Genomic DNA, 24044 nt, shown 5'->3' with positions numbered 1-24044 from the left:
CATGGTCGAAATCGTCAATCGCCCTTACGCTGGGGCATTCGAGGCTTTCGCGACAGCGCGCCCGGAAGTGCTTTGCCTTTCCGCCGACCTCACCTCGTCCTGCGAGGTCGATGGCTTCCGCGACCGGCATCCGGAGCAGTTCCTGTCGTTGGGCATGGCCGAGCAGAACATGCTCTCCTTCGCCGGCGGGCTTGCCATGCAGGGCTATCGGCCCTTCATCCACACCTTCTCGGTGTTCCTCTACCGGCGCCCCTACGACCAGCTGATCAATTCGATCGCCTATTCCAACCGCAAGGTGCGGCTGATGGGCTTCCTGCCGGGTATCACCACGCCCGGCGGCATCACCCACCAGGCGATCGAGGATATCGCCGTGCTGCGCGCCGTGCCGAACATGACGATCCTTGAGACCGGCGACGCGACCGAGGTCGAGACCGTACTCGAGGTTGCCGATGCGATCGACGGACCGGTTTATGTGCGCATCCTTCGCGGCGAAGTCCCTCGACTTTTCTCAACGCCGTTTGCGTTCAACACGCTGCGTACCCTGTCGGAAGGCGACGACATCCTCGTCGTCAGCTCCGGCGTCTGCACCGAGGAAGCCTTGCGCGCCACAAAACCGATCGAGGCGCGCGGCATCGGGCTTCATCACCTGCACGCCTCGACGCTAAAGCCGTTTGACCGCGAAGGGCTGCTCAAGGCCGCGCGCGGCAAGAAGGGCATCGTCACGCTCGAAAACCACACGATCGTCGGCGGCCTCGGCTCGATTGTTGCCGAGATCGTGGCCGAAGAGGGCCTTGGCGTTCGCCTCAAGCGTCTCGGCCTGAAGGACACGTTTGCCCATGGCGCCTCGAAGCCTTACCTCATGAAGAAGTATGGCCTCGACGCCGGCGCGCTGGTGTCCGCGATCGAGGAGCTGACCGGCAGGTCGCTCGAAATCGGCGAAGACGAACTGACCGAGGTCCGCCTTGATCATGTGCATTCGGCGCAGAAGGCGGAGGCGCTCTGATGGCTCCGCGGTTCACCGTCAGCTACTACGTCAGGGCGGCCGACGAGGCGGAGGCGCGCGCACGGGCGCTGGATATCGCCCTGGAACAGACGGTCGAGATCCCCAGGGATGTCGTGCCCAAGGGTTATGTGGAGGATGAAATCCTCGGCAAGCTTGAGGCGCTGGCAAAAGATCCGGACGGTCGGCCCGGCTATCTCGCCGAGATCTCCTACAGCGAGGACGATGTCGGCGGCGACTTCCTGCAGTTCCTCAACATTGTTTTCGGCAACAGCTCGATCAAGCCGGGATTGAAAGTCGAGAACATCGGCCTGTCCGCGGGCATTCTCGCGCTTTGCCCCGGCCCGAAGCATGGCATTGCCGGCTTGCGGCAAAGGGCCGGCATCGGCGCGCAGCCGCTGTTGATGTCGGCGATCAAGCCGGTCGGCCTGTCTTCGGCCGAGCTTGCCCGCCGCGCGCATGATTTCGCGCTCGGCGGCATGCATTTCGTCAAGGACGACCACGGGCTGGTGGACCAACGGACGTCGCCCTTCGCCGAACGGCTGGCCGCCTGCGTCAATGCCGTCGGCGAAGCCAATGCCAAGAGCGGCGGGCGGGCGAGTTTCGTGCCGAACATCACCGCGTCGGCAAAAGACCTGTTCGAGCGCGCGATGATGGCGCAGGAAGCCGGCGCCGGTGGGGTGATGATTTCCCCGGCCCTTGCCGGCTACGATGTGATCCACACGCTAGCCTCCGATCCGGCCTTCACTCTGCCGATCGTTTCGCATCCTGCGTTCTCAGGTGCCAACGTCGTTTCGCCCGATACTGGCTTTTCGCACAGGTGCTTCTACGGCGCCTTGCAGCGCCTGATGGGGGCCGACGCAGCGATCTATCCGAATTTCGGCGGGCGCTTTGGCTTCACCCGCGAGGAATGCCAGTCGATCGCCAAGGCCTGCGCCACCGACATGGGTGGCCCGAAGGCGATCGTGCCTGCCCCCGGCGGCGGCATGAACCTCGGCCGCGTGCCGGAGATGCGCGACGCTTACGGAAACGATGTGATGTATCTGATCGGCGGCGCATTGCTGCAGGATACGGACATCGTTTCGGCCAGCCGCAGGATCGTCGAAGCGGTCGCACGCTAGGCGTCCAGCGGTCCGGCAATAAGATAACCTCCCCGGGTGCTGCCGAGCGCGATGGTGCGCTCGGCAGCCTTGACCACCGTCGCGGCCGAAACGCTGTCAGCCTATTCACCGCAACGGGCACGGCGCTTTCCGCGTGGCTACTCACCCGCCCTGGCGACGTCATCGCCGACGGGGAGCCTTGCCGCATTGCCGATCCGCCTGCGGTCAAGCTGCTTCAGACCCGGCAGAAAGACGGCGATCATCGTCGTGCCGGCGAGCGCTGCGGCGCAACCCAGGAGCAATGGCTGAGCGCCAAAAACCTCGACCGCTCCACCGGCCAGAATGATGGCCAGCGGGATCGCCGACAGCTCCAGAGCATCCGCAGCACCCAGCACCCGCCCGCGCAGCTTGACCGGCACACGGCGAAGTGCTGCGGTCGCGACGATCGGCCCGATTGGTCCCGTCGCGAAACCGGCCACAGCGCCGGCGGCGATCAGCAGCGAAACCGGAGGCGCCAAGGCCAGCACGAGAATGGCGAGCGCCTCGACGGCGCAGCCGAAGATAAGGATGCCACGCCCGGAGAGCCGATGGCCCCAGGCCGCATAGGCAAGCGTGCCCAAAATGGCGCCGCCGCCGCTTGCCGACAGGAACAGGCCGAGGCTCATGGCGCTTTGCCCGGTCGCCTTGAAAAAGGCCGGCATGACGACGGCCTCCATCGCGCCGAAGATGATGCCGAACAACGTGCCCAGCATGATCAGGCTGCGCAGCAGCGGATCGCGCAACAGGAAGCGAACGGCTTCCCATGCGCCAGCCAGGCCGATGGCGACCTGTTCGGCGCCAACCGATTTGCGCCGCGTCGGCAGGGAGATAACGTCGAGGATCGCCGCGGCGAGTGAACATCCAGCGGTCAGCCACAACGTGTCTTCGACGCCAACAAGCGCGATCATCACGCCGGCAAGCGCCGGCCCGACGAGCACGCCGGCATTCTCGATCAGCTCATCCACGGCCTTGACCCGCTCCAGCCGGAACCCCGCAAGACGCGCCAGTTCCGGATGGCGGCTTTCGGCGGCGATCGATGCCGGACCGTCCATGGCCGCACCGATCGCAATCAGGACGACGAGCGTGCCGATCCCGAGCATATCGAGATGATAGAGAAGCGGCACCGCTGCGACCGCAAGCGCGCTCGTCAAATCACCCGTAAATGCGATCCAGCGCGGGCCGAAGCGATCGACAAGACCGCCGCCGAACAGCGAGCCCGCAATCATCGGCAAGACGCCTGCGGCGGCGGCAATGCCGGTCCACAAAGGGCTTCCGGTCAACGTCAGCACGAACCACGGCAAGGCCACCATGGCGACGGCGTTTCCGAGCGTCGAGAATGCGCCAGCCATGACGCTGCCCAGCACCGGCAACCGCCGTCGGATGCGAATGGAGTGGCGGCTCATGCGGATGCCATCGAGCGCAAACGGCAATGGGCGTGGCAGATGGAGTTGAGCATCGGATCGCAGTTGGTGTTGGAGGGTGGATGAGCGTGCGCGCTGCCTAGGGATCGGCCGGCTTTATTAATTAATTGACTACTTGATCTATTATTTACACGTGTTGCTTCTGCCGTCAAGCAGGACCCTGACCACACACGAACGATGCGGTTCGCGTGGGCTCAGGGGCCAAATTGACGTGACTTCTGTCTGTCTTTGCACAAGACATGACCGATCTTCTGCGGAGGCCTTTCCGAGGCGGAGATGTGCCTGCCCGCTATGACGGCTCTGTTATCTCGGTGAACCCCGATTTGAGCGGCGAGGACCGAATGATGGTGCTGGAAGCCGTCGGCTGTCGGACCATGGCGGCGCTGACGCCTGCGCCAGCGCAAATCGGCAGATGCCCGATCGTTAGTCGGTGTCTCGATCGAACTGGTTGACGATGCGCATGGTCGCCGTCCTCTGGGCGTGGCGCACGTCGGCATCGCGCTTGCTTTTCAGCATCAGGTGGGCGGCACGCACAGCCGGAAGGGCCACCGGCTTGTAACCGGGAACGGGGATCGGGCGTGCTTCTTCAGTCAGTTTAGGCTTACGCATCTGTTCACTCCTCATTCGAACACTGGCCAGGTCATCGTCGCGGCTCGACAGGAATGGTCGAGGACCGGGCAGGAAGGGAGCGTGCCTGCCAATGGAGGCGAGTGTTTGATTGGACATTTCAAGATTTGTTGCCGATTGAAATGACGGCACGGCTCGATTGCACCAGCCAACGCCCTGAAAGTCTTCCGACGGAACGGAACAACCGAAACGGGCCGGCAGTCTGCGTTACGGGAGGAGATTGCCTAAGCCGACTGGATATTGACAGGGACGGCAACGCCTCTTAGGTTCACCATATGGACTCTGTTCAATATTTTGAACAACAAGGAATGCGGTGAGCGGCCGAGGCGCGGAGAGAATTTTGGACCTGGTCGAGTGGTTGGCATCGCGCAGCGATGCTGTCTCGCTCGTCGAGACCGTGCAAGCGCTCGCCCTGCCGAAAAGCAGCACGCTCCTGCTGCTGCGCACGTTGGTCGACGCCGGTTATGTCACCCGCCAGGCCGACGGGCGCTATCTGCTGATCCGGTTGCCCGGCGAGCCGTCGGAAACAAACAGCGGCTGGGGCACGATCCTGAGGGCCGCGGAACCGATCCTGCGCGAAACGGTGGCTGCAATCGAGGAAACCGGTTTCATCGCCGTGCTGACAGGTGACCGGCAGGTTCGCTATCTCAACAAGGTCCTCCCGATGCGGGAGATCCGCTATGACCGCGACATTGCAACCCAGCGTGTCGCCCATTACGTGGCAAGCGGGCTGATGCTGCTGTCCGGCCTCGCGGACGAGCATCTCGAAGCCTATCTCCGCCTCTCCGTCCCCGACGAGGACGACCCGGGAGCCATCGCCGCGCGCGTGAGCGCCGCGCGCCGGCAAGGCTATGTCGCCAATCTCCATGGCCGGGTCGAGGGAGCGGCGGGGGTCGCAGCGCCAATTCGCGACCCCGAGGGGCGTATCGTCGCCGTCGTCAACATGTCCGGCCCGCGCGAACGGATCGCCAACAACCTCAGTCGCGTCACCGAGGTGACGGTCGAGGCTGCACGCCGCGCAAGCGAGGCGCTTTCGCGGCGGATGTTCAAGAGCGAGAAATCGCCAGCGAGGAATTGATGTTCTATTCGACAAAAGCTTGCGTCGCCTTTGCCTGCCGCATCGGCGTGAATGTCGGTCTCGCCGAACCCCAGACGGGACCATCGCTTTCGCTTGGACAGAGCACCCGTGGCATGCTCCGCGCCGCCAATCTGTCGGCCGACGAAGGTACCGTGGCTATGGGAGGCCGGTCCAAATGAGGATGCGTTCGCTGCTTTATGTTCCCGGCAGTTCGCCCCGCTTCCTCGAAAAAGCCCACGAGCGTGGGGCCGACGCGATCATCATCGATCTCGAAGATGCGGTGGCGGCGAACGAGAAGGACGCCGCGCGGGCTGCACTCGGTCGATCCGTAGCCATGGTTGGTCGGGGCGGTGCCCAGATCATCGTCCGGATCAACACCCACGACGTACCCGCCATGTTGGCCGATGCCGCTGCGGCCTGCAAGGCAGGCGTGCAAGCGCTGTACATTCCCAAGGTGTCTTCGCCCGATGTTCTCCACCGGCTCGACGCGCATCTGCGGCCGCTGGAAGAGGCTGCAAACCGACAGGCGATGCGGTTTGCTCCGCTGATCGAGGACCCCGCGGGCCTGCTGAACGCCGCGTCGATCGCCGCGGGGCCGCGGGTCTTTGCGCTGTCTGCCGGCGGCGAGGATCTGGCGACGTCGATGGGCGCCCAGCCGACGCCCGAGGTTCTGCGGGTGCCGAAGCTGATGATCCATTATGCCGCGAAGGCCGCAGGCGTTCTTTCCTTCGGGCTGCTTCGCAGTACCGCCGACTATGCCGACAGGCAGGCACTGGCCGCAGCCATTGCGGAAGCCAAAGACTTCGGCTTCGATGGTGCCACCTGCATTCACCCGAGTGTCGTGCCCCTCCTGAATCAAGGCTTTTCGCCTTCGCCAGAAGAAATCGAGCGTGCGCGCCGCCTGATCGCGGCCGCAGACGAGGCCGACCAGGCCGGGATCGGCGCTTTCACCTTCGAGGGCAAATTCGTCGACCGGCCCATCGTCACTCGCGCCCGCGCCCTTCTCGCGCGCGCCGCGGGTTGATCCCGTCACCAAGCCGACGGGTCAGCCGATGGCGGTGTCGATGCGATCAGGTCGCCAGGTTCAGATCGGTGGCGCGCCTATCCGGCATCCGCCACGAAGCCGACAGCCTCGATACCGGCGACGGCGCAGGCTTCGTCATTGTCAGACGTATCACCGGTGATACCGACCGCACCTATGAGATCGCCGGCCGCCGTGCGCACCAGAACGCCGCCGGGCACCGGCACGATGCGACCGCCCGAGACGGCCGAAAGCCCTTGCACGAAATGCGGCCGCTCGATCGCCGTGTTGCTCAGCCAGCGCGATCCCATGCCGACGGCGAGCGCGCCGTAGGCTTTGCCCGAGGCAATCTCGAAGCGAAGCATCGAGGAGCCGTCCTGCTTCTGAAACGCGATGAGATGGCCACCGGCATCGAGCACGGCGACCGAAAGGGGTTTCATCCGGGCTTTTGCCGCCGCGCCGAAGGCGGCATCGATGATCCCGTTGGCAAGATCGAGAGTGAGTTGGGGCATAAGAGTTCCAATCGCATTTTTGCCGGCGCATGCCGGCAGGAAGATTTCAATCGATGGCCGGAAGGCAGGTTGGGATCCTGAATGCCATCCGCCCGCTTCGTAAGCCATCACGAACGCAACTCACCCGCCACCCTGGACAAAAATATCGTTCAGGGAGGTGGGTAAGATCGAGCCGCTGCTGCGCTTCCGTTTAGGCGAAACCGCAAAAGTGCCCTATCTCTTATTCACGCGTCGCCTACGCAGATGCGCTTCGCATCGACCTGCAAAGGTCAGCAGTGTCCCGCTTTCCGGTGCAATTACCGAAGACGGATAACATGCGACAAAATCGAAGTGCCAGTGCGTCCTTGATGGGTACTTCCGAACGCACGGAGCTCTAGCTTGCGACGCCCATGACCTTGCCGAGATAGGCGACATATTCGCCGAACTTCGGCATGGCGCGGGTGGTGGCCGCGTTGCGGGGGCGCGGCAGGTCGATCGTGACCTCCTCGACGATCTTGCCGGGGCGATCGGCCATGACGAGCACCCGGTCGGAGAGGAACACGGCCTCGGCGATGCTGTGGGTGATCAGCATCACCGTCTTGCGCGATTCCTGCCAGATACGCAGCAATTCGACATTGAGCTTGTCGCGCGTCAGCGCGTCGAGCGCACCGAAGGGTTCGTCCATCAGCAGGATCTGCGGATCGAGGACCAGCGCCTGGCCGATCGATGCGCGCTGGCGCATGCCGCCCGACAACTGATGCGGGTGGGCATCGGCAAATTTGGTCAGCGACAGCACATCGAGGATCTTGTCGACCGCCGCGTCACGCGCATCGGCCGGCATGTTGCGGATGCGCGCTCCAAGCTCGACGTTGCGGCGCACGGTCAGCCAGGGCAGCATGTTGTTGGTCTGGAAGACCACGCCGACGTCAGGGCGCGGTGCCCGCACTGCCTCACCCTTGATCGTTGCCGAGCCGCTCTCATAGGGGATCAGGCCGGCGACGATGCGCAGGAGCGTACTCTTGCCGCAGCCGCTCGGGCCAAGCACCGACACGAACTCCTGGTTCTTGATGGTAAAATCGATGTCTTCCAGCGCCTTGAACGAGCCGAAGGTCTTGTTGAGGCCGCGTGCCTCGATGTGGTTGGCGGCAGCTTCCGCCGCCGGGTTCAAGACCCTGCCTGATTGCGGCGCTTCGGCCGTGGCTGTCGACACCATCTTTTCCTCCCGAACTGAAATGTTCATACCTGTATTCCCCGCCACCAGACGGACTTGGCCGCAAATTCGATCAGCGCGTAGAGAGCCAGCGAGATCAGCGTGATCACGATGATGCAGCCGAAGACGAGGTCGGTGCGCGTCGATGCGGTTCCCAGCATGATCAGGTTGCCGAGGCCACGCTCGGAGCCGACGAGTTCGCCGATGATCGCGCCGATCATCGCAAGCGGCATCGCCACACGACATCCATCGATGAAGCTCGGCAGGGCGCTTGGCAGCCGGAGCGTCGTAAAGGTGCGCCAGGGGCCTGCATTCAGCGCGCGAAAATGTTCCTCGAGGTTCTTCGCCGTGCCGGCAAAGCCGCCGAGCGTCGCGACCACGATCGGGAAGAAGGCAAAGAGAAACGCCATCGCCACCTTGGAAATGAAGCCGTAGCCGAACCAGACGATCATCAGCGGCGCGAGCGCGCTTTTCGGCGTCGTCTGCAGGGCGGTGACAAGCGGATAGATGGTGCGCTGGGCAAAGGGCGAGACATAGACGACCATGCCGAGCATGACGCCGACTACGACGGCAGCGCCAAAACCGATCAGCACCTCGGCAAGCGTGTACATCGAGTTCTCAAAAATTTCGCTTCGCGCCTCCCAGACCGCGACGGCGATCGCCGAGATCGGCGGAAGAATGTAGCTTTTCACTTCAAAATATCGGACGCCATATTCCCAGAAGAGTAGAAAAGCACCGAAAAACAAGACGACTTGGCTATAGGCGGCAAGTCGCGAACTAACGCCTGGCATGAGAGCCTCCGAAGAGCGAGTTGGCATCCGTGGTGAGGCGCGCCGGTCGATGCCGGCGCGCAAGAGCATTTCCAGGAAAAGCGAAACGGCTTTCCGGAGAGAAATGCTTGCGAACAAAGCGGAGCGTTTCGATCACTGCGTTCGAGGCCGAAACGCTCCCGGGATCACTGACCCTGCTTGTCCTTGACCACCTGGTGTGGTGGCGGCACGACGAAGCGCTTGAAGCGCCATTGGTCGAACGCGTCGATGTTTCGTTCCCAAACCTGCGGCGTATGCGGGTTCTCCTCCGTGACCTGGATCATGTCGCAGTAGATCTCGCAGTTGTTGCCGTCGGGATCCTTGAACACGAGGAAGCAGTTGGCGCCCGGACCGTGCTTGCCGATACCGCGGACGATCTCGACGCCCCGCTCCTGCAACATCTCGGCGGCAGCTTCCATGTCTTCGAGGCTGTCGACGAGATAGGAGAAGTGCTCGAGGCCGGGCCTCGTGTACTTCGGCAGGTCGTCACGATCCGGCGAATCCGCCGGCAGTTGCGACAGAGCGAGATCGTGATGGTCGCTGCCCGCACGCAGGAATACCATCTTGTCCTCGATCCAGTCCGAGACCTCAAGGCCGACGACATTGGTATAGAAGTCGACGGATTTGTGGATGTCGCGGACCATCAGCACCATGTGGCCAAGCTTCCGCACGTTGATCTTCTTCTTCATGTTCCTCATCCCAGGTTTGGGCCGACCTCAGCGACTGATGTTGCGGTAGAGGTCGACGGTCTTGATGCTGTCGTCGACGACGAATGCCTCACGCACGAAGCCCATCGTCTTTTCCATGCGATCGGCGCGAACGAAGCCGAGATCCTTGTTTTCAGCGTGTGGATCCCGCACGAGCGCATTGATCTGCTTGATCTGGTTGAGCACGACGGTCTTTTTCAGCGTCGGATACTGCTTGACGATCAGGTCGGCGGATTCTTCCGGATGCGCGGCCATGTATTCGTAGCCGCGGTAGGAGGCGTCGAGGAACTTGTCGACGACCTCGGGCTTCTCGGCCAGCATCGCTTCGGTGGTGACGAAGCCGCTTCCGTACATGTCGAGACCGAAATCGCGATACTTGATCATGCCGATCTTCTTGCCGCTCTCCTGCGCATTCTCATGGAGTATGGGCAGGCTGGCACCTTCCCAGCATTCGGCAAGGTCGACCTGGCCTTCGAGGAAGGACGAGGTGATGACCGCCGGGTTCATCCGGAGCAGCTTCAGATGATCCTTCGGCAACCCGTTCTGCTCAAGCCAGGCCGGCACGATGTTCTGGACCGGCGACGTGGCGCCGCCACCGACCGACTTGCCGCTGAAATCGGCAAGCACCGGCGTCTTTTCACCATCCTTCTGGATGTAGCAAAGCGCGCCCGGCCATACGGTGTTGATCGAGCCCACGAAGACGGCCTTGCCGCCGTTGACGCGGTTGAGAATGACGCTCACCGGATCGCCATAGCCGATATCGAACAGGCCCTGGTCGATCTCGTTGACGGTGCGCTGACCGCCGTAGCCCTGATAGACCGAAACGTTGAGACCTGCTTCGTCGAAGAAGCCCTTGGCCTTGGCAACGAGAACGCCTCCAACGCTCCCTTGCGGCAACCACGACATATTGAACGAGATTTCCTCGGCGGCGGAAGCCGCCGTCATCATCGATGCAAGCGCCCCGGCGAGCGCTGCCAGGCGAAGCGAATTTCCAAACTTTTTAGCCATACTGTCCTCCTCAGTTTAGCCATTGCTGGCGGTTTGGGTGTTAATCGATCCGAGCTCCTCTGATCGGATTGGTGATGGTGCCGACCTTCTCCACGGCGGCCGTCACGATGTCGCCGGCATTCAGGAATTCTCCTGTGCCCATTCCGACCCCGTCGGGGGTGCCGGTGGCGACGAGATCGCCGGGACGCAAGGTCAGGATCGACGACAGATAGGAAATCTGCTCGGCGACCGAGAAGATCATCGAGCCGGTGCTGTCGTCCTGCTTGCGGGTTCCGTTGACGTCGAGCGTCAGGCGCAGATCCTGCGGGTCGCCGACGCAATCGGCCGGAACCAGCCAGGGGCCGAGCGGCGCAAAGGTGTCGAAGCTCTTGCCGCGGAACCAGTCATGCTTGAAGGGAAAGTCGGTTCGACGCGTCAGGTCGCGCGAGGTGATGTCGTTGATGACGGTATAGGCGGCGACATGGTCGAGCGCCTTGTCGACCGGAATATCGCGGCCGCCGATGCCGATCACCGCGGCAAGCTCGACTTCCCAGTCGACCTTCTCTGCCCTCTGCGGAAGGATGATCGCCTCATCGGGGCCGATGACGCTCGAATCGGCCTTCATGAAGACGAAGGGCTGACTCTCGGACTTCGCCGCTAGCACCGTCCCCATCTCCTGCGCATGCTCGACATAATTCGAAGCGGTAGCAAAGATCCTGTTCGGACGATAGGGCGCGCAAAGCTTCGTCCCCGTTCCAAGCGGCTCGAACTTCGGACCGCTGGCGGCGAGATTGTCGGCAAGCGCTGCCAATGCCGGTTCGACGTCGATCCAGGCGTCCAGCATCGCGGCAATGCCGCCGGCACGCCACCGGCTCCAGTCCTCGCCCGGCCGCCCCAGGACGCGCGACACCAGATCCAGATCGTAGACCCCGTGCTCGGTCACGATGACCGGTCGTATTTCTTCCCTGATGAGCCTTTGCCCAAGCGCATGCCAAACCACCGGCTGTCTCCTTCCATGCTGTCGGTATCTTCTTGCATACAATTTCGTCATTATGTATTCTTGTCAAGTGCATCGGTGCACACAGGCGCGAAAGTTGCGAAGAAATGCGCAAAGGAAACGGCGAGCAGGTCCAGCGACGGCACCGAACGGGTCCGGCCAAGTTCGTCTTGGCTGCCGAGAACGCAATTTTCGAGGGATTTTCCGGGCGCGCCGGCCCCAAGGCCTAGCCGAGCCTGAGCGCGCGCCGGCTGCTCACCGGCCGACAGGCCGACCGTAGCGACCACACGATCAACGTCAGAGATAACCAACGTCCGAAGGGGACCCCATGGACCATCAAAGCCTTCAAACCACACCGGCCGACACCGCCCTGCTCGGGAAAATCTTCACGGAGGCGAGGAGCCAAAACGGCTGGCTCGATCGTCCGGTGCCGCACAGGCTGCTGGAGCAGATCCACGAACTCGCATGCCTGGCGCCGACGAGCATGAACTGCTCGCCGCTAAGGATCACCTACCTTGTGACGGCAGAGGCAAAGGAAAGGCTGCGCCCGGCGCTGGCTGCCGGCAACGTCGACAAGATGATGACCTGCCCTGTTGTCGCCATCTTCGCGACCGATTTCGCCTTTGCCGAGCGCCTGCCGTTTCTGTTTCCGCATACGGATGGCAAAGGGTTCTTCGAGCGCAATCCGCACCTCGTGGAAGAGACTGCCTTTCGCAACGCCACATTGCAGGCGGGATACTACATGCTGGCAGCCCGCGCGCTCGGGCTCGATTGTGGCCCGATTTCGGGTTTCGATGCCAAGGTGGTCGATGCGACGTTCTTCAGCGAGAGCCGGCTGAAGTCGAACTTCATCTGCGGTCTCGGTCATGGCGATCCGGCAAAGCTGTTTGCCCGGCACCCCCGCCTGTCGTTCGAAGACGCCTGCCGGATCCTTTGAACGCAAACAGCCCCCGACGGCATCGTCGGGGGCTGCTTTTTGGACCGTCGCAAAGCGTCAGGCCGGTGCGCGTGCAACCACCTTCAGTTCCACGACCATATCGGGATGCGGCAGTTCGTTGACCCCGACCGTGGTGCGGGCCGGCCCATCGGCGGCAAACCACATATTGTATTCGTCGTTCATCGCCCGGTAGTGGCGCATGTCGGTCAGGAACACCGTGACATCGACGATATCGCCGAAGCTTCCGCCGTTTCGGGCCAGTGTTTCGCCGACCTTGCGCAGAATGACCCGCAACTGCTCTGCGACATCGTGAGTCTCGGCACCATCAGAGGCCCTTGCGGCGCCGGCGATGGTTCCATCCGCCTGCCGGGCACTCATGCCGGACAGGAAAAGCAACCCGCCTTCCCGCTTGAGATCAGGATAGTTGGCAAGCGGCTTCACAGCCCCGGAAGCCGCCGCGCTCATGCGGGCTCCATCGTCGCAGCCCAGGGTCTGAAACCCATCTCGGTGCAGGCGGACACGAACTTCTGTTCAGCCTGGCGATCGAGCTCCACCAGCGGCGGACGTACCGCGCGCCAGGTCTCGTCGCCGGTGTGGCGAGCCATGGCGACCTTCATCGCCTGGATCATCGGGAACTGCTGGAACAACGTGCGCACCGGGGCGATCGGCGCGAAAGCCTGTGCGGCCCCGACCGTGCTCGTGGCAGAGACGGCATCGACCATGGCCTTGGCGTTGACATTGGCCGTCGCCGAAATGCAACCGACAGCGCCGCGCTCGATGGTCTCGCCAAGCAGGATCTCCGAGGCGGGAAAGACGCGGAACCCGTTGCCAACCGAGAGAAAGCCGTTCAGCGTCTCGCGATCGCCGGAGCTGTCCTTCACGCCGAGAATGTTGGCGGGGTAGCGCCGCCTGAGCGTCTCGATCAGCTCGAGGGTGATCGGCACGCCGGTGAATTGCGGGATGTGATAGAGCACGATCGAAAGACGGTCGGAGCCGACCGCCTCGATCAGCCGTCCGTAGTATCGGGCAAGACCGTCCGTCGTCAGCGGCTTGAAGAAGAACGGCGGCAACACGAGCACACAGGGTGCCCCGGCATCGACCGCCGCGCGGGTAAGCTCGATGGTTTCCTCCAGGCTGCAGGCGCCGACGCCCGGCATCAATGCCTTCGTCGGGATGCCGGCCTGGACGACGGCATCGAGCAATTCACGCTTCTTGCGCAGCGCGAGCGAAGCGGCTTCGCTGTTGGTCCCGAAGACCGCGAGCCCCGCGCCCTGTTCGACGATCCAGCGGCAATGCTCGATGAAGCGGGGCGTGTTGCAGCTCAGGTCCGCCTTGAAAGGTGTCAGGACGGGAGCGTAGACGGAGAAGAGGTCTGGATTCATGGGTTTTCACTTTCGATTTTGACAGGTGAGGCCGCAGGAAAAGAAGCCGCATTCCTGCTGGGCGAACCGGACGATCTCGCGTCCAAGCTCCTCCTCGCGCGTATCGAAATGCGCGACGATGGACGTGTGATTGTGGCGGTTCAGCTGCAGGAAACGCGGCGCCTTGCCTTTGCGGAGCGCATGGCGCTGGACGAACTCGGCACCATAGGCATCGATGTAGCGGTTCTCGTGCTCTGCAACGGCGACCAGCACCGGCAGGTCGCTCGCGCCCGCATAGGTTACGGGGGAGCGCAGCTCGTAGGCGGCGAGATCATCCCCGAAATATTGGCGGACGTTGGCGGCATTGGGGTTGTCGGGCAACTGATCGGCCCGGAGCCGCGCACTGATGAACACAGCCCCCTTGACTGCGGGGCTCGCCAATCGGCCGACAGCCCGATCATAGAGATAGCCCGCGACATGGCAGCCGCCAGCGGAATGGCCGATCAGCAGGATCGATTGCGGGTCGCCGCCGTAATCGGCGATCGATCCGGTAATCCAGTCGATTGCCGCGGCGACGTCGCGCGCGCCCTCAGGATACTGCGACCCCGGCGCCAGCCGGTACTCGATGTTGACGCCGACGAAGCCCTGTCGGGCGAACCAGCGCAGCACGTTGTCGTAGATCAGCCCATCGGCGCTCTTCGAACCGCGCGTAAATGCGCCGCCGTGGACGAAGGCGACGACGTTGCGCGCACGTCCGCCGGCGCAGGCGTAAGCGCTTTCGAACACATCAAGGCGTTGGGCACCGTCTTTGCCATAGGGAATGTCGCGATGCTCGACGAGCGGCTGGCGGACAACGCTTGCCTCGACATGCGGGCGGTAGACGTCGAGCACGACCTTGCGGCTTGTCGCCAGGTCGTCGTTCCAGATGGCGCCGACGGCGTCCAGCCGCGCCTGATCCGTGACCGTCAATCCCGCAAACCTCATCCCGCGCCTCCAAGCTGCTGTGAGCGACGGTTTTCCGTGCACCGTCGTCTATGTGCATTTCGATAACATCCAAAAACACACTTGACAACCATTTTGCATACACAGATTAATATTTGCATACACGAAACGATTTGATCTCGTGTTGCGCTCCGCATGTCGCGTCGCGCCCGTCATCGACAGAAGGAAATTGACCAATGGCAAAATTGCGCCATCTCGCTATCGCGGTTTCGGATCCGGAAGCTGCAGCCCAGTTCTTTGAAAAGGCATTCGGCATGACGCGCGCCGGCCAGGCCATGCGCGGCGTCTACATGACCGACGGCATCATGAACGTGGCCCTGCTCAACTTCGGCGAAGAGCCGGTTCCGGGCTTCGAGACCGAGAAAGACTATAACGGCCTCATCCACTTCGGCGTCTGGGTCGACTCCGTTGAGGAAACCGACCAGCTCGTGCGCGCAGCCGGCGGCTCCTACATGGCCGGCCGCAAGGAAACCAACCCGAACGTGTTCTACGAGGTCAAGTACAAGATGCCCGAAGGCATCGTCTTCGACGTCACGGAAAATGGCTGGAAGGGTGCGGTCAAGAACGTCAACGCCGCCTGATCAGGCCCGTCGCGGCCGCGCCTCCGGCGCGGCACGCCACACAGCTGAAACAATCGTCCGGCGCGCATGACCGAACGACACGACAAACGCATTGGAGAGACTGACATGGCAAGAAAGACGATTGTGGTTTCGATACCGGTTTCCGAAAAATGCCTGTCACGCCTCTCCAGCGGCTACGATGTGATCACGCTGCCCAACGGCTTGGGCAGCGGATCGCCGGAACTGGAGCGCAGCGCCATCTGGGCGGTGGTGACCAATGGCAGCACCGGTCTGTCGCAGGCCGATATGGCACGGCTGCCAGGCCTCAATCTCGTCTGCTCCTATGGTGCCGGCTACGAAAACATCGATCTCGAAGCAGCAAGGCAGCAGGGCGTGTCCGTCACCCATGCGCCGAACACCAATATGCAGACGGTTGCCGATCACGCGCTTGCCTTGATGCTTGCTGTCTCGCGCGACATCTGCGCCCGCGACCGGGCACTGCGGGCCGGCGCCTGGGCCGCGATCCGTTCGCCCCGCCCGACGCTATCGGGGTCAAGGCTCGGCATGATCGGACTTGGCAATATCGGCCAGGCCATTGCCCGGCGCGGCGAAGCCTTCGGCATGACGGTCACTTACACAGCGCCGGAAGACATGCCCGGTGTCGTCTGGCCCCGTGTGACCGACGCGGTGGCGCTTGCAGCTGTCAGCGACTTTCTGGTCGTCGCCTGCCCGGGTGGACCGGCGACACGGCACCTGGTCAACCGTCAGGTGCTGGATGCGCTTGGTCAGAGTGGCTTTCTGGTCAATATTTCCCGCGGGATGGTCGTGGATACCGACGCGCTGGTCTCAGCTCTGCAACGGGGCGACATCGCCGGTGCCGGTCTCGACGTCTTCGAAGGAGAACCGGACCTGCCGGTGGCACTTTCCGGCCTCGACAATGTCGTCCTCACGCCGCACATGGCCGGACGCTCGCCGGCAGCGGAAGAGGCCCAGATATCCGTGCTTTTGCACAACCTTGACGCGGCTCGTGAAGGCCGGCCGCTGACAGCTCAACTTGCATAAATCCCCGGCTGTCATTAAATCGATTCCAAGCACCTTCGGCTGAAGGTCGCTCAATGTCGTGAAGACAGGAAAGCTGCGCGCATGACAACTATCGCCTCTCAGATCTATCAGGCTCTGGCGGAAGAAATCGCCAAGGGTGTGATGACCCCTGGGCAGAAGCTTGAGGAAAAGATGATCGCCGAGAAATTCGGCGTCTCGAGAACGCCCGTGCGCGAAGCGATGCGCGAACTGGGCGCGCGCGGACTGATCGAGATGAATCCTCGCCGCGGCGGCATCGTCGCGCGCATCGATGTCGAGCAGATGGCCGACATGCTCGAGGCCGAATGCGAGATCGAGGCCTCCTGCGCCCGGCTCGCCGCCCAGCGCATGACGGGCATGGAACGCGAACAGCTCTACGAACTGCATCGGCTCTATGCCGAATGCGTTGGCAATCAGGATCTCGACGGCTGCCGCGACATCAACCGCAAGTTCCACGACGCGATCTGCCGCGGCGCCCACAACACCACGATCGCCGCCATGGCGGTCGAGCTCAGGGTCAGGCTGGCACCGTTCCGCCAGCATCAGGCAGGTCCTGCCGACGTCCGGCTGCAGCAGTCGCTCGACGAGCACCAGAAGATCGTCGACGCCATCCGCGCCAACGACGCCGCGGGCGCCTATGCCGCCCTTTCCGAACACAATGCCCGCCTGAGCGCCGGCGTCATGCGGCGGTTTACGGCAGCAGCCAGCAAATAATCTCGCCCGCAGGCATTTTCAGACCTGAACCGGTCGCGGGGCGAACCCGCCTGCGCTGTCTTTCGCGGGTTGGCTGCCCCGTCAACGCATGGCGTTGCCTGGCTGAGTGACAACGCAGCCTCAGCCTGCCTTCAGCGACGAACGGCGCCTGTTCCGGTGCTGCCTTCGTTCGTCTTCATCCCGTCATCCTGAATTCCTGACGCCGCGGCCGATTGCCGGTGCATGTCGAGGGCATCACTCGAGGTGGCTTTTGGCCGTCCTGCGCCAACTTGCAGATGTGCAAATTTATGTGTTTGCATTCCGGTCGTCACTTGTGCATACATTATAGCCGTATTGAATGCACAAAGGTCGGTGCGCCACAACGCCCGACAAAATTCATGACCCGAGTTCTGGAGGAGAAATCATGGGCAGGAATGCACGATATATGACGTTGGTTCTGGCGGTCGCCGCCATGGGCGCGCTGGCCACTCCCACTTCAGCCGAAACGCAGAAGACGATCGGGGTGACGGTGCCCTATTTCGCCTCGCCGTTCTGGAAGGCCGGGTTGTACGGCGTCGAAACGGCGGGCAAGGAGAAGGGCTACGCCGTCATCAAGGGAGACGCCAAAGATAAGGCCGAACTGCAGATCGAGCAGATCCGCGGCTTCATCGACAAGAAGGTTGCGGCCATCATCATCGGCGCTGCCGACGCCGTGGCCGTTGCACCGGCCGTCGAGGAAGCCATCGACAAGGGCATCCCTGTTATCGCGCTTTCGGTTCCGCCGAAGTCCGACCGGCTGACGTCCTTCGTCGGTGCCGACAATATCGGCATGGGCCGGCTGCAGGGCATCTGCCTCGGCCGAGCAATTGGCGGCAAGGGCGAAGTCGGCCTCTTCGCCGGCCCGGACGAGATCTGGGCGAAGCTTCGCGTCACCGGCTTCAAGAACACGATCGAGGCCGATTTCCCCGACATCAAGATTGTCGCGGAAAAGGCCGGCGGCACAAAGGATGCCGGCGCTGCTGTCGCCGAATGGGCCAAGGCCTATCCCGGCATGCACGGCATCTTCACCGCGGCCGACACGATGGCGGTGGAATCGATCAAGTCGCTCGATGAAGCCAAGGCCATGGACAAGTTCAAGGTATCCACCTCAAACCTGAACGACGAGGCACGCGCAGCACTCGACAATGGCACGCTGACCTGCGCGTCGCTGCAGCCGGCGGTGTCCATGGGACGCGACGCGATGCGCGAAGCCACGGCCGCGATCGAGGGCGGCAAGGTGCTCGGCCGGATCGAAGCGCCGGCGCTGCTGGTCACCCGGGAGAAGGTGGCCTCCTACGACTTCAGCAAGATCATCGCTCCGGCCGACTACCAACCCTAGAGCGTTTCCGATTTAGACGGAAACACAGAAACGCTCTATGTCTCTGTTTTTACGCATTTCCTGACGGAAAACCGCTCCGCACTTTTCCTGGAAATGCTTTAAGCATTCGTGGTCTTTCGAAGACAAGCACAAGATCGACAGGGCCCGGCCGAGCCGGGCCCTGTTTGCATGCGCGGCTTGGCCGCGCGCGCCGTCAACGTTCACAGCCTGGAACGGCTTGCGGCCCGAACCACGGCGCCCGTCATCAACCGGCACTCATTCTGGCTGACCCGTCGCGGAGATCCGCTCAGCCCTGCTTATCGCTGCCGGCTTTTCGGCTAGCTGTGCTGCAGACCTGTTATCATTGCGATGATCTCGTTCTTGTCGGTCTTTGCGGTTTCGCGCACACCGATCTGCTTGCCGCGTCGCAGGACACAGATGCGGTCCGACAATTTGAACACCTGGTCGAGACTATGGCTGATGATCAGGACGCCGATGTTGCGGCTCTTCAGCGACTGCACGATTTCCTCGACCTTGGCCGTTTCGGCAACCCCGAGCGCCGCCGTCGGCTCATCGAGCAGAATGAGCTTGCTTGCCCAATGCGTGGCGCGCGCAATCGCCACGCCCTGGCGCTGTCCGCCGGAGAGATCCCGGATCGTCGCATGGGCTGACGGGATGCGAACATCCAGTTCCTTCACGAGCTTGTCGGTCTCATCGATCATCCGGCGACGGTCCAGCAGGCCGAAGCGGTTTGTCGGTTCGCGGCCAAGGAACATGTTCATGTACACGCTCTGCTGATCGGCGAGCGCGAGATCCTGATAGACGACCTCGATGCCGTGCGCCCGCGCCATCGTGGCGTTCGACATGGTCACCGTTTCGCCCTCGATCGTCATCGTTCCGGATGTCGGGGGATGAACGCCGGAGATGATCTTGATCAGCGTCGACTTGCCGGCACCGTTGTCACCGACAAGCGCCACGATCTCGCCGGGATAGACCTCGAGCGAAAAGTTCTCGATGGCAACGATGCCACCGAACGATTTGCGGATGTCCTGCAGCCGAAGAACCGGCGCACTCTGCGTGGCTTCTGCATTCACAGTCATGCTCGTCCTCCTAAACCGGCCAGGCGGCGGTTTCGCCGAACCCGTTTTCGATTGTTTCGACCACCGGCTCTCCCTTTGCGATGCCGGACACGCCCACGACATAGGCACGGGTAACGAATGCCTGGCCGCGGAAGCCGAACACCGCCGTGTCACCGGGCTTGGGTGCCGCAGCACCGGTCGCGTCGATCATCGCGTAGTAGTCGATGGCGGAAGGCGGCGGCACCTCCACGCTGCGCAGCGCAGCGGCAGCGGCGGTGGGCTCGGCACCAACAATCGCCTTGACGTCATAGGGCGGGAACACCGGGTCGATGTAGAAGCCGCCGCCAAAACAATAGGCCTTGCCACCCGACAGGTGCGACACCTCGGTCAGGTAGAGCACCGCCGGGACTTCCGGCAGGTCCTCCATTGCGTGCAGTGCAGTCGTGCCGTGCAGGCCGTTGCCTGGCTCGCATTGCGTCGCGCCGGCCTCGGCAAGCGCGGCCAACATGACACTCGACGTGGTTCCAGGGGCATTGACTTCGATGTCCTTGCGTCCGGCTCTCGCAAGCGCCTCCGCCGCCCTCGACAGGGTGGCAAGGTTGTGCGTCGGCAGAACCTTGCGGGTGGCGAGATCAAACAGCAGCGCCGGAAAGGTGGTGATGCCTGCAAACCGACCGCCATCAAGCGCATCCAGCCGGTCGGCAACGGCCGCGACCTCGCTGGCATCGTATCCGCCTTCGTGGCCGCGATAGAACGTATCGCCCTCGGCGCGAATGCGCGCGAGCAGGCCCTGCGTTCGCCCTGCCGCCTTCGCACCCGCCGACGCTTCTTCGGCCTTGGTGTCGTTGAAAACCGTCCAGTATTCAGGTTCGAAGCGCTTGGCGGCCGCTGCCGCTTCATGGCGCGCGACCTGCTGCAGATGGCCGAGGTGGGCAAGCTTCAGGCCGGCATTGTGGGTTGCCCGCGCGCAAGCCATATCCACCGCCACGGCGCGTTCGATGCCGCCGCGCTTGACCGCACGGCAGAAGGAGCTGGAGCGTCCGACCTGCTTCGTCATCGCGAAGGTCTTGAGGCCCAATCGAGCCGCTTCGTCACTGAGAACGCGGGCATTGCGTTCGACCGCGTCCAGGTCGAGCACGTAGGCGTTGGCAGGGATCTTACCCTGCTGATGCAGGGCCATTGCAGCCTCGATGAAGGCAGGGTTGCGGCGGCGCAAAACGTCGAGAAACATGGTGGATCTTCCTTCAGCGGGATTTTTCGCGCAGCGATACCGCGACCGCCGCAAGAATGATGAGACCACGAACGATCATCTGGTCGGAGACGGACAGGCCCATCAGGATCAGTCCATTGTTCAACATGCCCATCATCAGCGAGCCGACCAATGCCCCGATGATCGAGCCCTTGCCGCCATTGAGCAGCGTGCCGCCGACGATTACGGCTGCGATGACCGTCATGAGATCGGTCTCGCCGAGCGTGTATTTCGCCGCCTGCAGACGGCCGGCGTAGAGCAGACCGGCAAGGCCGGCGAGGCCGCCGCTGATCATCAACACGGTGAGCCGGATGCGCGGCACGCTGATGCCGGACACACCCGCTGCGCGGCTGTTGTCGCCGACGGCAAGCACATGCGCGCCGAAACGGGTTTCACGGTAGATCAGATGACCGACAGCGACGGCGATCGCCGTCCACCAGATCAGCGAGGGAATGCCGAGGAATGCACCCGAGCCGAAAAAGCCGGTGAAGGTGCCATTCGTGACCGGAATCGACCGAAGATCGGTCATCGACCTCGAGACGCCGGCGAAAAGACCAAGCGTCGCCAGGGTGACAAGAAACGAGGGCAGCTTCACGTAGGCGACCAGCGCGCCATTCAACAACCCGACCAGCAAACCGGCGCCGAGCCCAGCGAGCACGCCGGCGACCAGCCCGTAGTCGTTCATCGTCACGGCCGCGGCAAGCGCCGAGACCGCGACGGTCGAACCGATCGACAGGTCGATTTCTCCAGCAGACATGACGAAAACCAGGCCAATCGCCATGATTGTCGCCGGTGCGGTCTGCAGCACGATGTTCGACAGGTTGCGGACGGTCAGAAAGCCGCTGTCTTTCAAGACGATGGCGAAGAACAGGAAAATCGCCAGAAAGCCGAAATAGACGACGTATTGTTGCAGGTTTATGCGGTTGGCAAAGCCATTCGGCCTGCCTGACGCAGCGGTATTGGCACTGGGCATCCTATTTCCTCCAGAAGGCAGCAGGGAGACAGGCGCTCCCTGCGGCAGGCATCACTTCAACGCATCGGCGATGGTCGCGGGTACGTCCTTGTTGAGGGACCTCTTCCAACCGTCGGCAACGGTGTCCTTGGTCACGGCCAGCGAATCGACCACCAGGAACGGTTGCGACGGCTTGCCCACCAGAGAACCGGCAGCGGCGCGGGCGACTGTCACGCCAATAGTGTAGGCCTCGTCGGCGACGAGCGCGGCGACATTGCCGCCCTTGACCATGTCGAGAGCCGCGGGTTCATTGAGATCCAGGGTGACGATTTTCGTATGTGTGTTCCCGGCACCCCGCAGGCTCGACAGAACACTGAGCGCGGGCTCCGCCCAAGTGACGTAGATGCCGTCAAGATCCGGGTTCTGCGTGATCATGCCCTGCGCGATCTCCTCGCTGCGGGCCGGGTCAGCCATGCCGGCTTCGGCGACGATCTTCATCTCGGGATAGTCCTGCCCGATCGTCGCCTTGAACGCGCCATCGCGCTGATTGGTGACGTAGAAATCGGCGTCGTGATAGATGTAGCCGATCTTGCCCTTGTTGCCGAGCGCCTGGGCCATGGCAATCGCAGCCTTGTTGCCCATCTGGAACAGGTCGTCCGAGACGATCGTCACATAGTCCTTGCCATGCACGTAACCGGCCGGAGAGTTGTCGACAAAGGCGAGTTTGGTGCCGGCAGTGCGCGCAGGGTCGTAGACGACGGCTGCGGTTGCCGGATCCACGGGCAATGAGACGATGATCGAAGGTTTTTTTGCAAGAACCGTCTCGACATCAGCCTTCTGTCGGGCGGCATCGAAGCCCGCGTCGGTCTGCGCAACGACCTCGATGCCAAGACGCTTGAACTCGTCCTGCGCACCGTTGTTGACGGCGTTGGTGTATTCGCTCATCTCGTGCCAGACGAGCGCAGCCGTAAATTTTCCATCCCTGATCTGGGCTTCTTCCGCCGCGGTCAGTGACACGCTTGCAGCCGGTGTCGGCTTTTCACCGTGCGGACCAGTGGTGACGCCATCCGCGGCGTAGGCACTAGTCGTCGCCCACATCGTCGCTAGCAGGGCCAGCCTTGTAACTTCCTTACGCATCGATCTTCCTCCCTTAAGACAGATCCAGCGACCCCGGCGGCGGCAAGCGACGCCGGGGTCGAGAGTTATTTTGCAGCGTCGAGCACGGACTGCGGCGCATCGCGATTGAGCGACTGCTTCCAGCCGTCCGAGACGTTGTCCTTGGTGACGGTGAGAGCCGGAGCGACGACAAAGGCAGGCGTCGGCTGACCGAGCAGCGACTTCAACCCTGCGGCAGCCATGGCGCGGCCGAGTTCATAGGCCTTGTCGGCCACGAGCGCGGTTACGCTGCCGCCCTTGACCATGTCGAGCGCAACCGGTTCGGCCAGGTCAAGCGTGACGATCTTAGTCTTGGTATTGCCGTTGGCACGCAGCGCCGACAGGACACCGTCTGCAGGCTCTGCCCAGGTGACGTAGATACCGTCGAGATCCGGGTTCTGCAGCAGCATCGCGCTTGCGAGCTCCTCAGCCCGCGCCGGATCGGATATGCCTTGCTCGGCAACGATCTTGATATCGGGATAGTCCTTCTCGATCGTCGACTTGAAAGCCTGATCCCGCTGGTTCGTCACATAATAGCTCGCGTCATGAAAGATGTAGCCGACCTTGCCCTTGCCGCCGATCCCCTTGGCGAGCGCATCGGCCGCCTGTTTGCCCATCTGGAAAAGGTCGTCCGTGACGATCGAGGCATAGTCGGTTCCGTGGCTGTAACCGCTTGGCACGTTGGACAGGAAGACCAGCTTGGTGCCATCCTTGACGGCCTGGCGGAACGCTTCGGCTGACGTGACCGGATCGAGCGGCAGGGCGAGGATGACATTCGGCTTGGCAGCCAGCGCCGTTTCGATATCGCTGCGCTGACGGGCTGCGTCAAAGCCGGCGTCGGTGGTTACAGCCACCTCGACACCCGCGCGCGTGAACTCGTCTTTTGCGCCGGCTGAGACGGCATTGGTGAAATCGGACGATGTGTGCCACAGGAGCGCTGCCTTGTAGCCTTTGCCGGTCAATGCGGCGATGTCGGCGTCCGACAGCGTCACGTCCGCGCTCGGCGTCGCGGCTTCACCGGATGGCCCGACCGTCTGGGCATTGGACGGGCTGGCGGCGAACATCAGCCCTCCGGCAATCGCCGCCGCAATGATCTTGTTCAGCATGCTCTTTCTCCCTTTTCTCCTCTAGG

The 24044-nt window shown here is 62.8% G+C and carries 26 protein-coding genes; 10 read left to right on the top strand and 16 right to left on the bottom strand.

Translation table 11 applies throughout. From position 1 onward, the window contains the following. The first annotated feature begins 1 nt into the window (after position 1). Both AC1Q80_RS20705 and AC1Q80_RS20700 read left to right on the top strand, forming a co-directional pair. The gene (locus AC1Q80_RS20705; protein ID WP_209789060.1) at positions 2 to 1003 is read left to right on the top strand and encodes a transketolase family protein; all 1002 of its coding nucleotides are present in this window, start codon (positions 2 to 4) and stop codon (positions 1001 to 1003) included. Then, positions 1003 to 2121, top strand: a complete 1119-nt coding sequence (locus AC1Q80_RS20700) for a RuBisCO large subunit C-terminal-like domain-containing protein (protein WP_492361656.1) — start codon at positions 1003 to 1005, stop codon at positions 2119 to 2121. The genes AC1Q80_RS20705 and AC1Q80_RS20700 overlap by 1 nt, the downstream gene beginning before the upstream one ends. Before the next feature lie 137 nt (positions 2122 to 2258). Here AC1Q80_RS20700 and AC1Q80_RS20695 read toward each other — a convergent pair whose 3' ends face one another. Together AC1Q80_RS20695 and AC1Q80_RS20690 are read right to left on the bottom strand one after the other, a co-directional pair. Continuing rightward, positions 2259 to 3542 (bottom strand): MFS transporter, encoded by a 1284-nt coding sequence (locus AC1Q80_RS20695; RefSeq protein WP_492361655.1) that lies wholly within the window; start codon positions 3540 to 3542, stop codon positions 2259 to 2261. A gap of 441 nt (positions 3543 to 3983) precedes the next feature. Beyond that, complete coding sequence (locus AC1Q80_RS20690) at positions 3984 to 4169, bottom strand: hypothetical protein (RefSeq protein ID WP_492361654.1); 186 nt, start codon at positions 4167 to 4169, stop codon at positions 3984 to 3986. A gap of 358 nt (positions 4170 to 4527) precedes the next feature. On the opposite strand from AC1Q80_RS20690, the gene AC1Q80_RS20685 reads away from it, so the two are divergent. From AC1Q80_RS20685 to AC1Q80_RS20675, 3 genes are read left to right on the top strand one after another with little or no spacing between them, the layout of a single operon-like run. Then, positions 4528 to 5265 carry an IclR family transcriptional regulator gene (locus tag AC1Q80_RS20685; protein ID WP_492361653.1) on the top strand — a complete coding sequence of 246 codons (738 nt, stop codon included), beginning with the start codon at positions 4528 to 4530 and terminating at the stop codon, positions 5263 to 5265. After that, positions 5265 to 5444 carry a hypothetical protein gene (locus tag AC1Q80_RS20680; protein WP_492361652.1) on the top strand — a complete coding sequence of 60 codons (180 nt, stop codon included), beginning with the start codon at positions 5265 to 5267 and terminating at the stop codon, positions 5442 to 5444. The genes AC1Q80_RS20685 and AC1Q80_RS20680 overlap by 1 nt, the downstream gene beginning before the upstream one ends. After that, on the top strand, positions 5441 to 6289 hold the full coding sequence (locus AC1Q80_RS20675) for an HpcH/HpaI aldolase/citrate lyase family protein (RefSeq protein WP_492361651.1): 849 nt from the start codon (positions 5441 to 5443) through the stop codon (positions 6287 to 6289). The genes AC1Q80_RS20680 and AC1Q80_RS20675 overlap by 4 nt, the downstream gene beginning before the upstream one ends. Before the next feature lie 77 nt (positions 6290 to 6366). Here the strand turns inward: AC1Q80_RS20675 and AC1Q80_RS20670 are convergent, their stop codons facing one another. From AC1Q80_RS20670 to AC1Q80_RS20645, 6 genes are all read right to left on the bottom strand, one after another. After that, positions 6367 to 6798 carry a GlcG/HbpS family heme-binding protein gene (locus AC1Q80_RS20670; protein ID WP_492361650.1) on the bottom strand — a complete coding sequence of 144 codons (432 nt, stop codon included), beginning with the start codon at positions 6796 to 6798 and terminating at the stop codon, positions 6367 to 6369. Between the two features lie 373 nt (positions 6799 to 7171). Next, positions 7172 to 8017, bottom strand: coding sequence for an ABC transporter ATP-binding protein (locus AC1Q80_RS20665; protein ID WP_492361649.1), 846 nt, complete (start codon positions 8015 to 8017; stop codon positions 7172 to 7174). Beyond that, complete coding sequence (locus tag AC1Q80_RS20660) at positions 8014 to 8778, bottom strand: ABC transporter permease (RefSeq protein ID WP_112811892.1); 765 nt, start codon at positions 8776 to 8778, stop codon at positions 8014 to 8016. Before AC1Q80_RS20660 ends, AC1Q80_RS20665 begins: the two co-directional genes overlap by 4 nt. Positions 8779 to 8942: 164 nt before the next feature. Then, positions 8943 to 9485: a VOC family protein gene (locus AC1Q80_RS20655; protein ID WP_209789048.1), complete on the bottom strand. Its 543-nt coding sequence runs from the start codon at positions 9483 to 9485 to the stop codon at positions 8943 to 8945. 27 nt (positions 9486 to 9512) lie between these two features. Continuing rightward, the gene (locus AC1Q80_RS20650; RefSeq protein ID WP_173421351.1) at positions 9513 to 10511 is read right to left on the bottom strand and encodes an ABC transporter substrate-binding protein; all 999 of its coding nucleotides are present in this window, start codon (positions 10509 to 10511) and stop codon (positions 9513 to 9515) included. A 40-nt stretch (positions 10512 to 10551) separates the two neighbouring features. After that, positions 10552 to 11490 (bottom strand): fumarylacetoacetate hydrolase family protein, encoded by a 939-nt coding sequence (locus tag AC1Q80_RS20645; protein ID WP_492361648.1) that lies wholly within the window; start codon positions 11488 to 11490, stop codon positions 10552 to 10554. A gap of 325 nt (positions 11491 to 11815) precedes the next feature. Between AC1Q80_RS20645 and AC1Q80_RS20640 the strand changes: the two genes are divergently transcribed. Beyond that, positions 11816 to 12424, top strand: a complete 609-nt coding sequence (locus tag AC1Q80_RS20640) for a malonic semialdehyde reductase (RefSeq protein WP_492361647.1) — start codon at positions 11816 to 11818, stop codon at positions 12422 to 12424. A 57-nt stretch (positions 12425 to 12481) separates the two neighbouring features. Here AC1Q80_RS20640 and AC1Q80_RS20635 read toward each other — a convergent pair whose 3' ends face one another. The 3 genes from AC1Q80_RS20635 to AC1Q80_RS20625 are packed head-to-tail and all read right to left on the bottom strand — an operon-like array spanning position 12482 to position 14769. After that, on the bottom strand, positions 12482 to 12889 hold the full coding sequence (locus AC1Q80_RS20635) for a RidA family protein (protein WP_492361646.1): 408 nt from the start codon (positions 12887 to 12889) through the stop codon (positions 12482 to 12484). Beyond that, positions 12886 to 13806 carry a dihydrodipicolinate synthase family protein gene (locus tag AC1Q80_RS20630; RefSeq protein ID WP_492361645.1) on the bottom strand — a complete coding sequence of 307 codons (921 nt, stop codon included), beginning with the start codon at positions 13804 to 13806 and terminating at the stop codon, positions 12886 to 12888. Before AC1Q80_RS20630 ends, AC1Q80_RS20635 begins: the two co-directional genes overlap by 4 nt. Positions 13807 to 13812: 6 nt before the next feature. Then, a complete protein-coding gene (locus tag AC1Q80_RS20625; RefSeq protein WP_492361644.1) occupies positions 13813 to 14769 on the bottom strand; it encodes an alpha/beta hydrolase in 957 nt (318 codons plus the stop codon). Between the two features lie 194 nt (positions 14770 to 14963). On the opposite strand from AC1Q80_RS20625, the gene AC1Q80_RS20620 reads away from it, so the two are divergent. The 4 genes from AC1Q80_RS20620 to AC1Q80_RS20605 all read left to right on the top strand — a co-directional run bounded on the left by AC1Q80_RS20620 (position 14964) and on the right by AC1Q80_RS20605 (position 18498). After that, positions 14964 to 15368: a VOC family protein gene (locus AC1Q80_RS20620; RefSeq protein WP_492361643.1), complete on the top strand. Its 405-nt coding sequence runs from the start codon at positions 14964 to 14966 to the stop codon at positions 15366 to 15368. Positions 15369 to 15473: 105 nt separating this feature from the next. After that, the gene (locus AC1Q80_RS20615) at positions 15474 to 16409 is read left to right on the top strand and encodes a 2-hydroxyacid dehydrogenase (protein ID WP_492361642.1); all 936 of its coding nucleotides are present in this window, start codon (positions 15474 to 15476) and stop codon (positions 16407 to 16409) included. Positions 16410 to 16490: 81 nt separating this feature from the next. After that, entirely contained in the window at positions 16491 to 17141 is a 651-nt protein-coding gene (locus AC1Q80_RS20610; protein ID WP_077501495.1) for a GntR family transcriptional regulator, read from the top strand. 424 nt (positions 17142 to 17565) lie between these two features. Then, positions 17566 to 18498, top strand: a complete 933-nt coding sequence (locus AC1Q80_RS20605) for a sugar ABC transporter substrate-binding protein (RefSeq protein ID WP_492361641.1) — start codon at positions 17566 to 17568, stop codon at positions 18496 to 18498. Positions 18499 to 18815: 317 nt separating this feature from the next. Here the strand turns inward: AC1Q80_RS20605 and AC1Q80_RS20600 are convergent, their stop codons facing one another. From AC1Q80_RS20600 to AC1Q80_RS20580, 5 genes are all read right to left on the bottom strand, one after another. Beyond that, positions 18816 to 19577, bottom strand: coding sequence for an ATP-binding cassette domain-containing protein (locus AC1Q80_RS20600; protein WP_077501498.1), 762 nt, complete (start codon positions 19575 to 19577; stop codon positions 18816 to 18818). Between the two features lie 10 nt (positions 19578 to 19587). Next, a complete protein-coding gene (locus AC1Q80_RS20595) occupies positions 19588 to 20787 on the bottom strand; it encodes an alanine racemase (protein ID WP_492361640.1) in 1200 nt (399 codons plus the stop codon). Positions 20788 to 20800: 13 nt separating this feature from the next. Next, on the bottom strand, positions 20801 to 21778 hold the full coding sequence (locus tag AC1Q80_RS20590) for an ABC transporter permease (RefSeq protein WP_173421341.1): 978 nt from the start codon (positions 21776 to 21778) through the stop codon (positions 20801 to 20803). A gap of 51 nt (positions 21779 to 21829) precedes the next feature. Further along, positions 21830 to 22894, bottom strand: coding sequence for a substrate-binding domain-containing protein (locus tag AC1Q80_RS20585; RefSeq protein ID WP_492361639.1), 1065 nt, complete (start codon positions 22892 to 22894; stop codon positions 21830 to 21832). A gap of 65 nt (positions 22895 to 22959) precedes the next feature. Further along, positions 22960 to 24018: a substrate-binding domain-containing protein gene (locus AC1Q80_RS20580; RefSeq protein ID WP_492361638.1), complete on the bottom strand. Its 1059-nt coding sequence runs from the start codon at positions 24016 to 24018 to the stop codon at positions 22960 to 22962. Positions 24019 to 24044 lie beyond the last annotated feature (26 nt).

It is taken from the genome of Ensifer sp. GW823-FHT05D09 (genome assembly GCF_058795755.1).
This window is presented reverse-complemented; position numbering and strand designations above follow the sequence as displayed.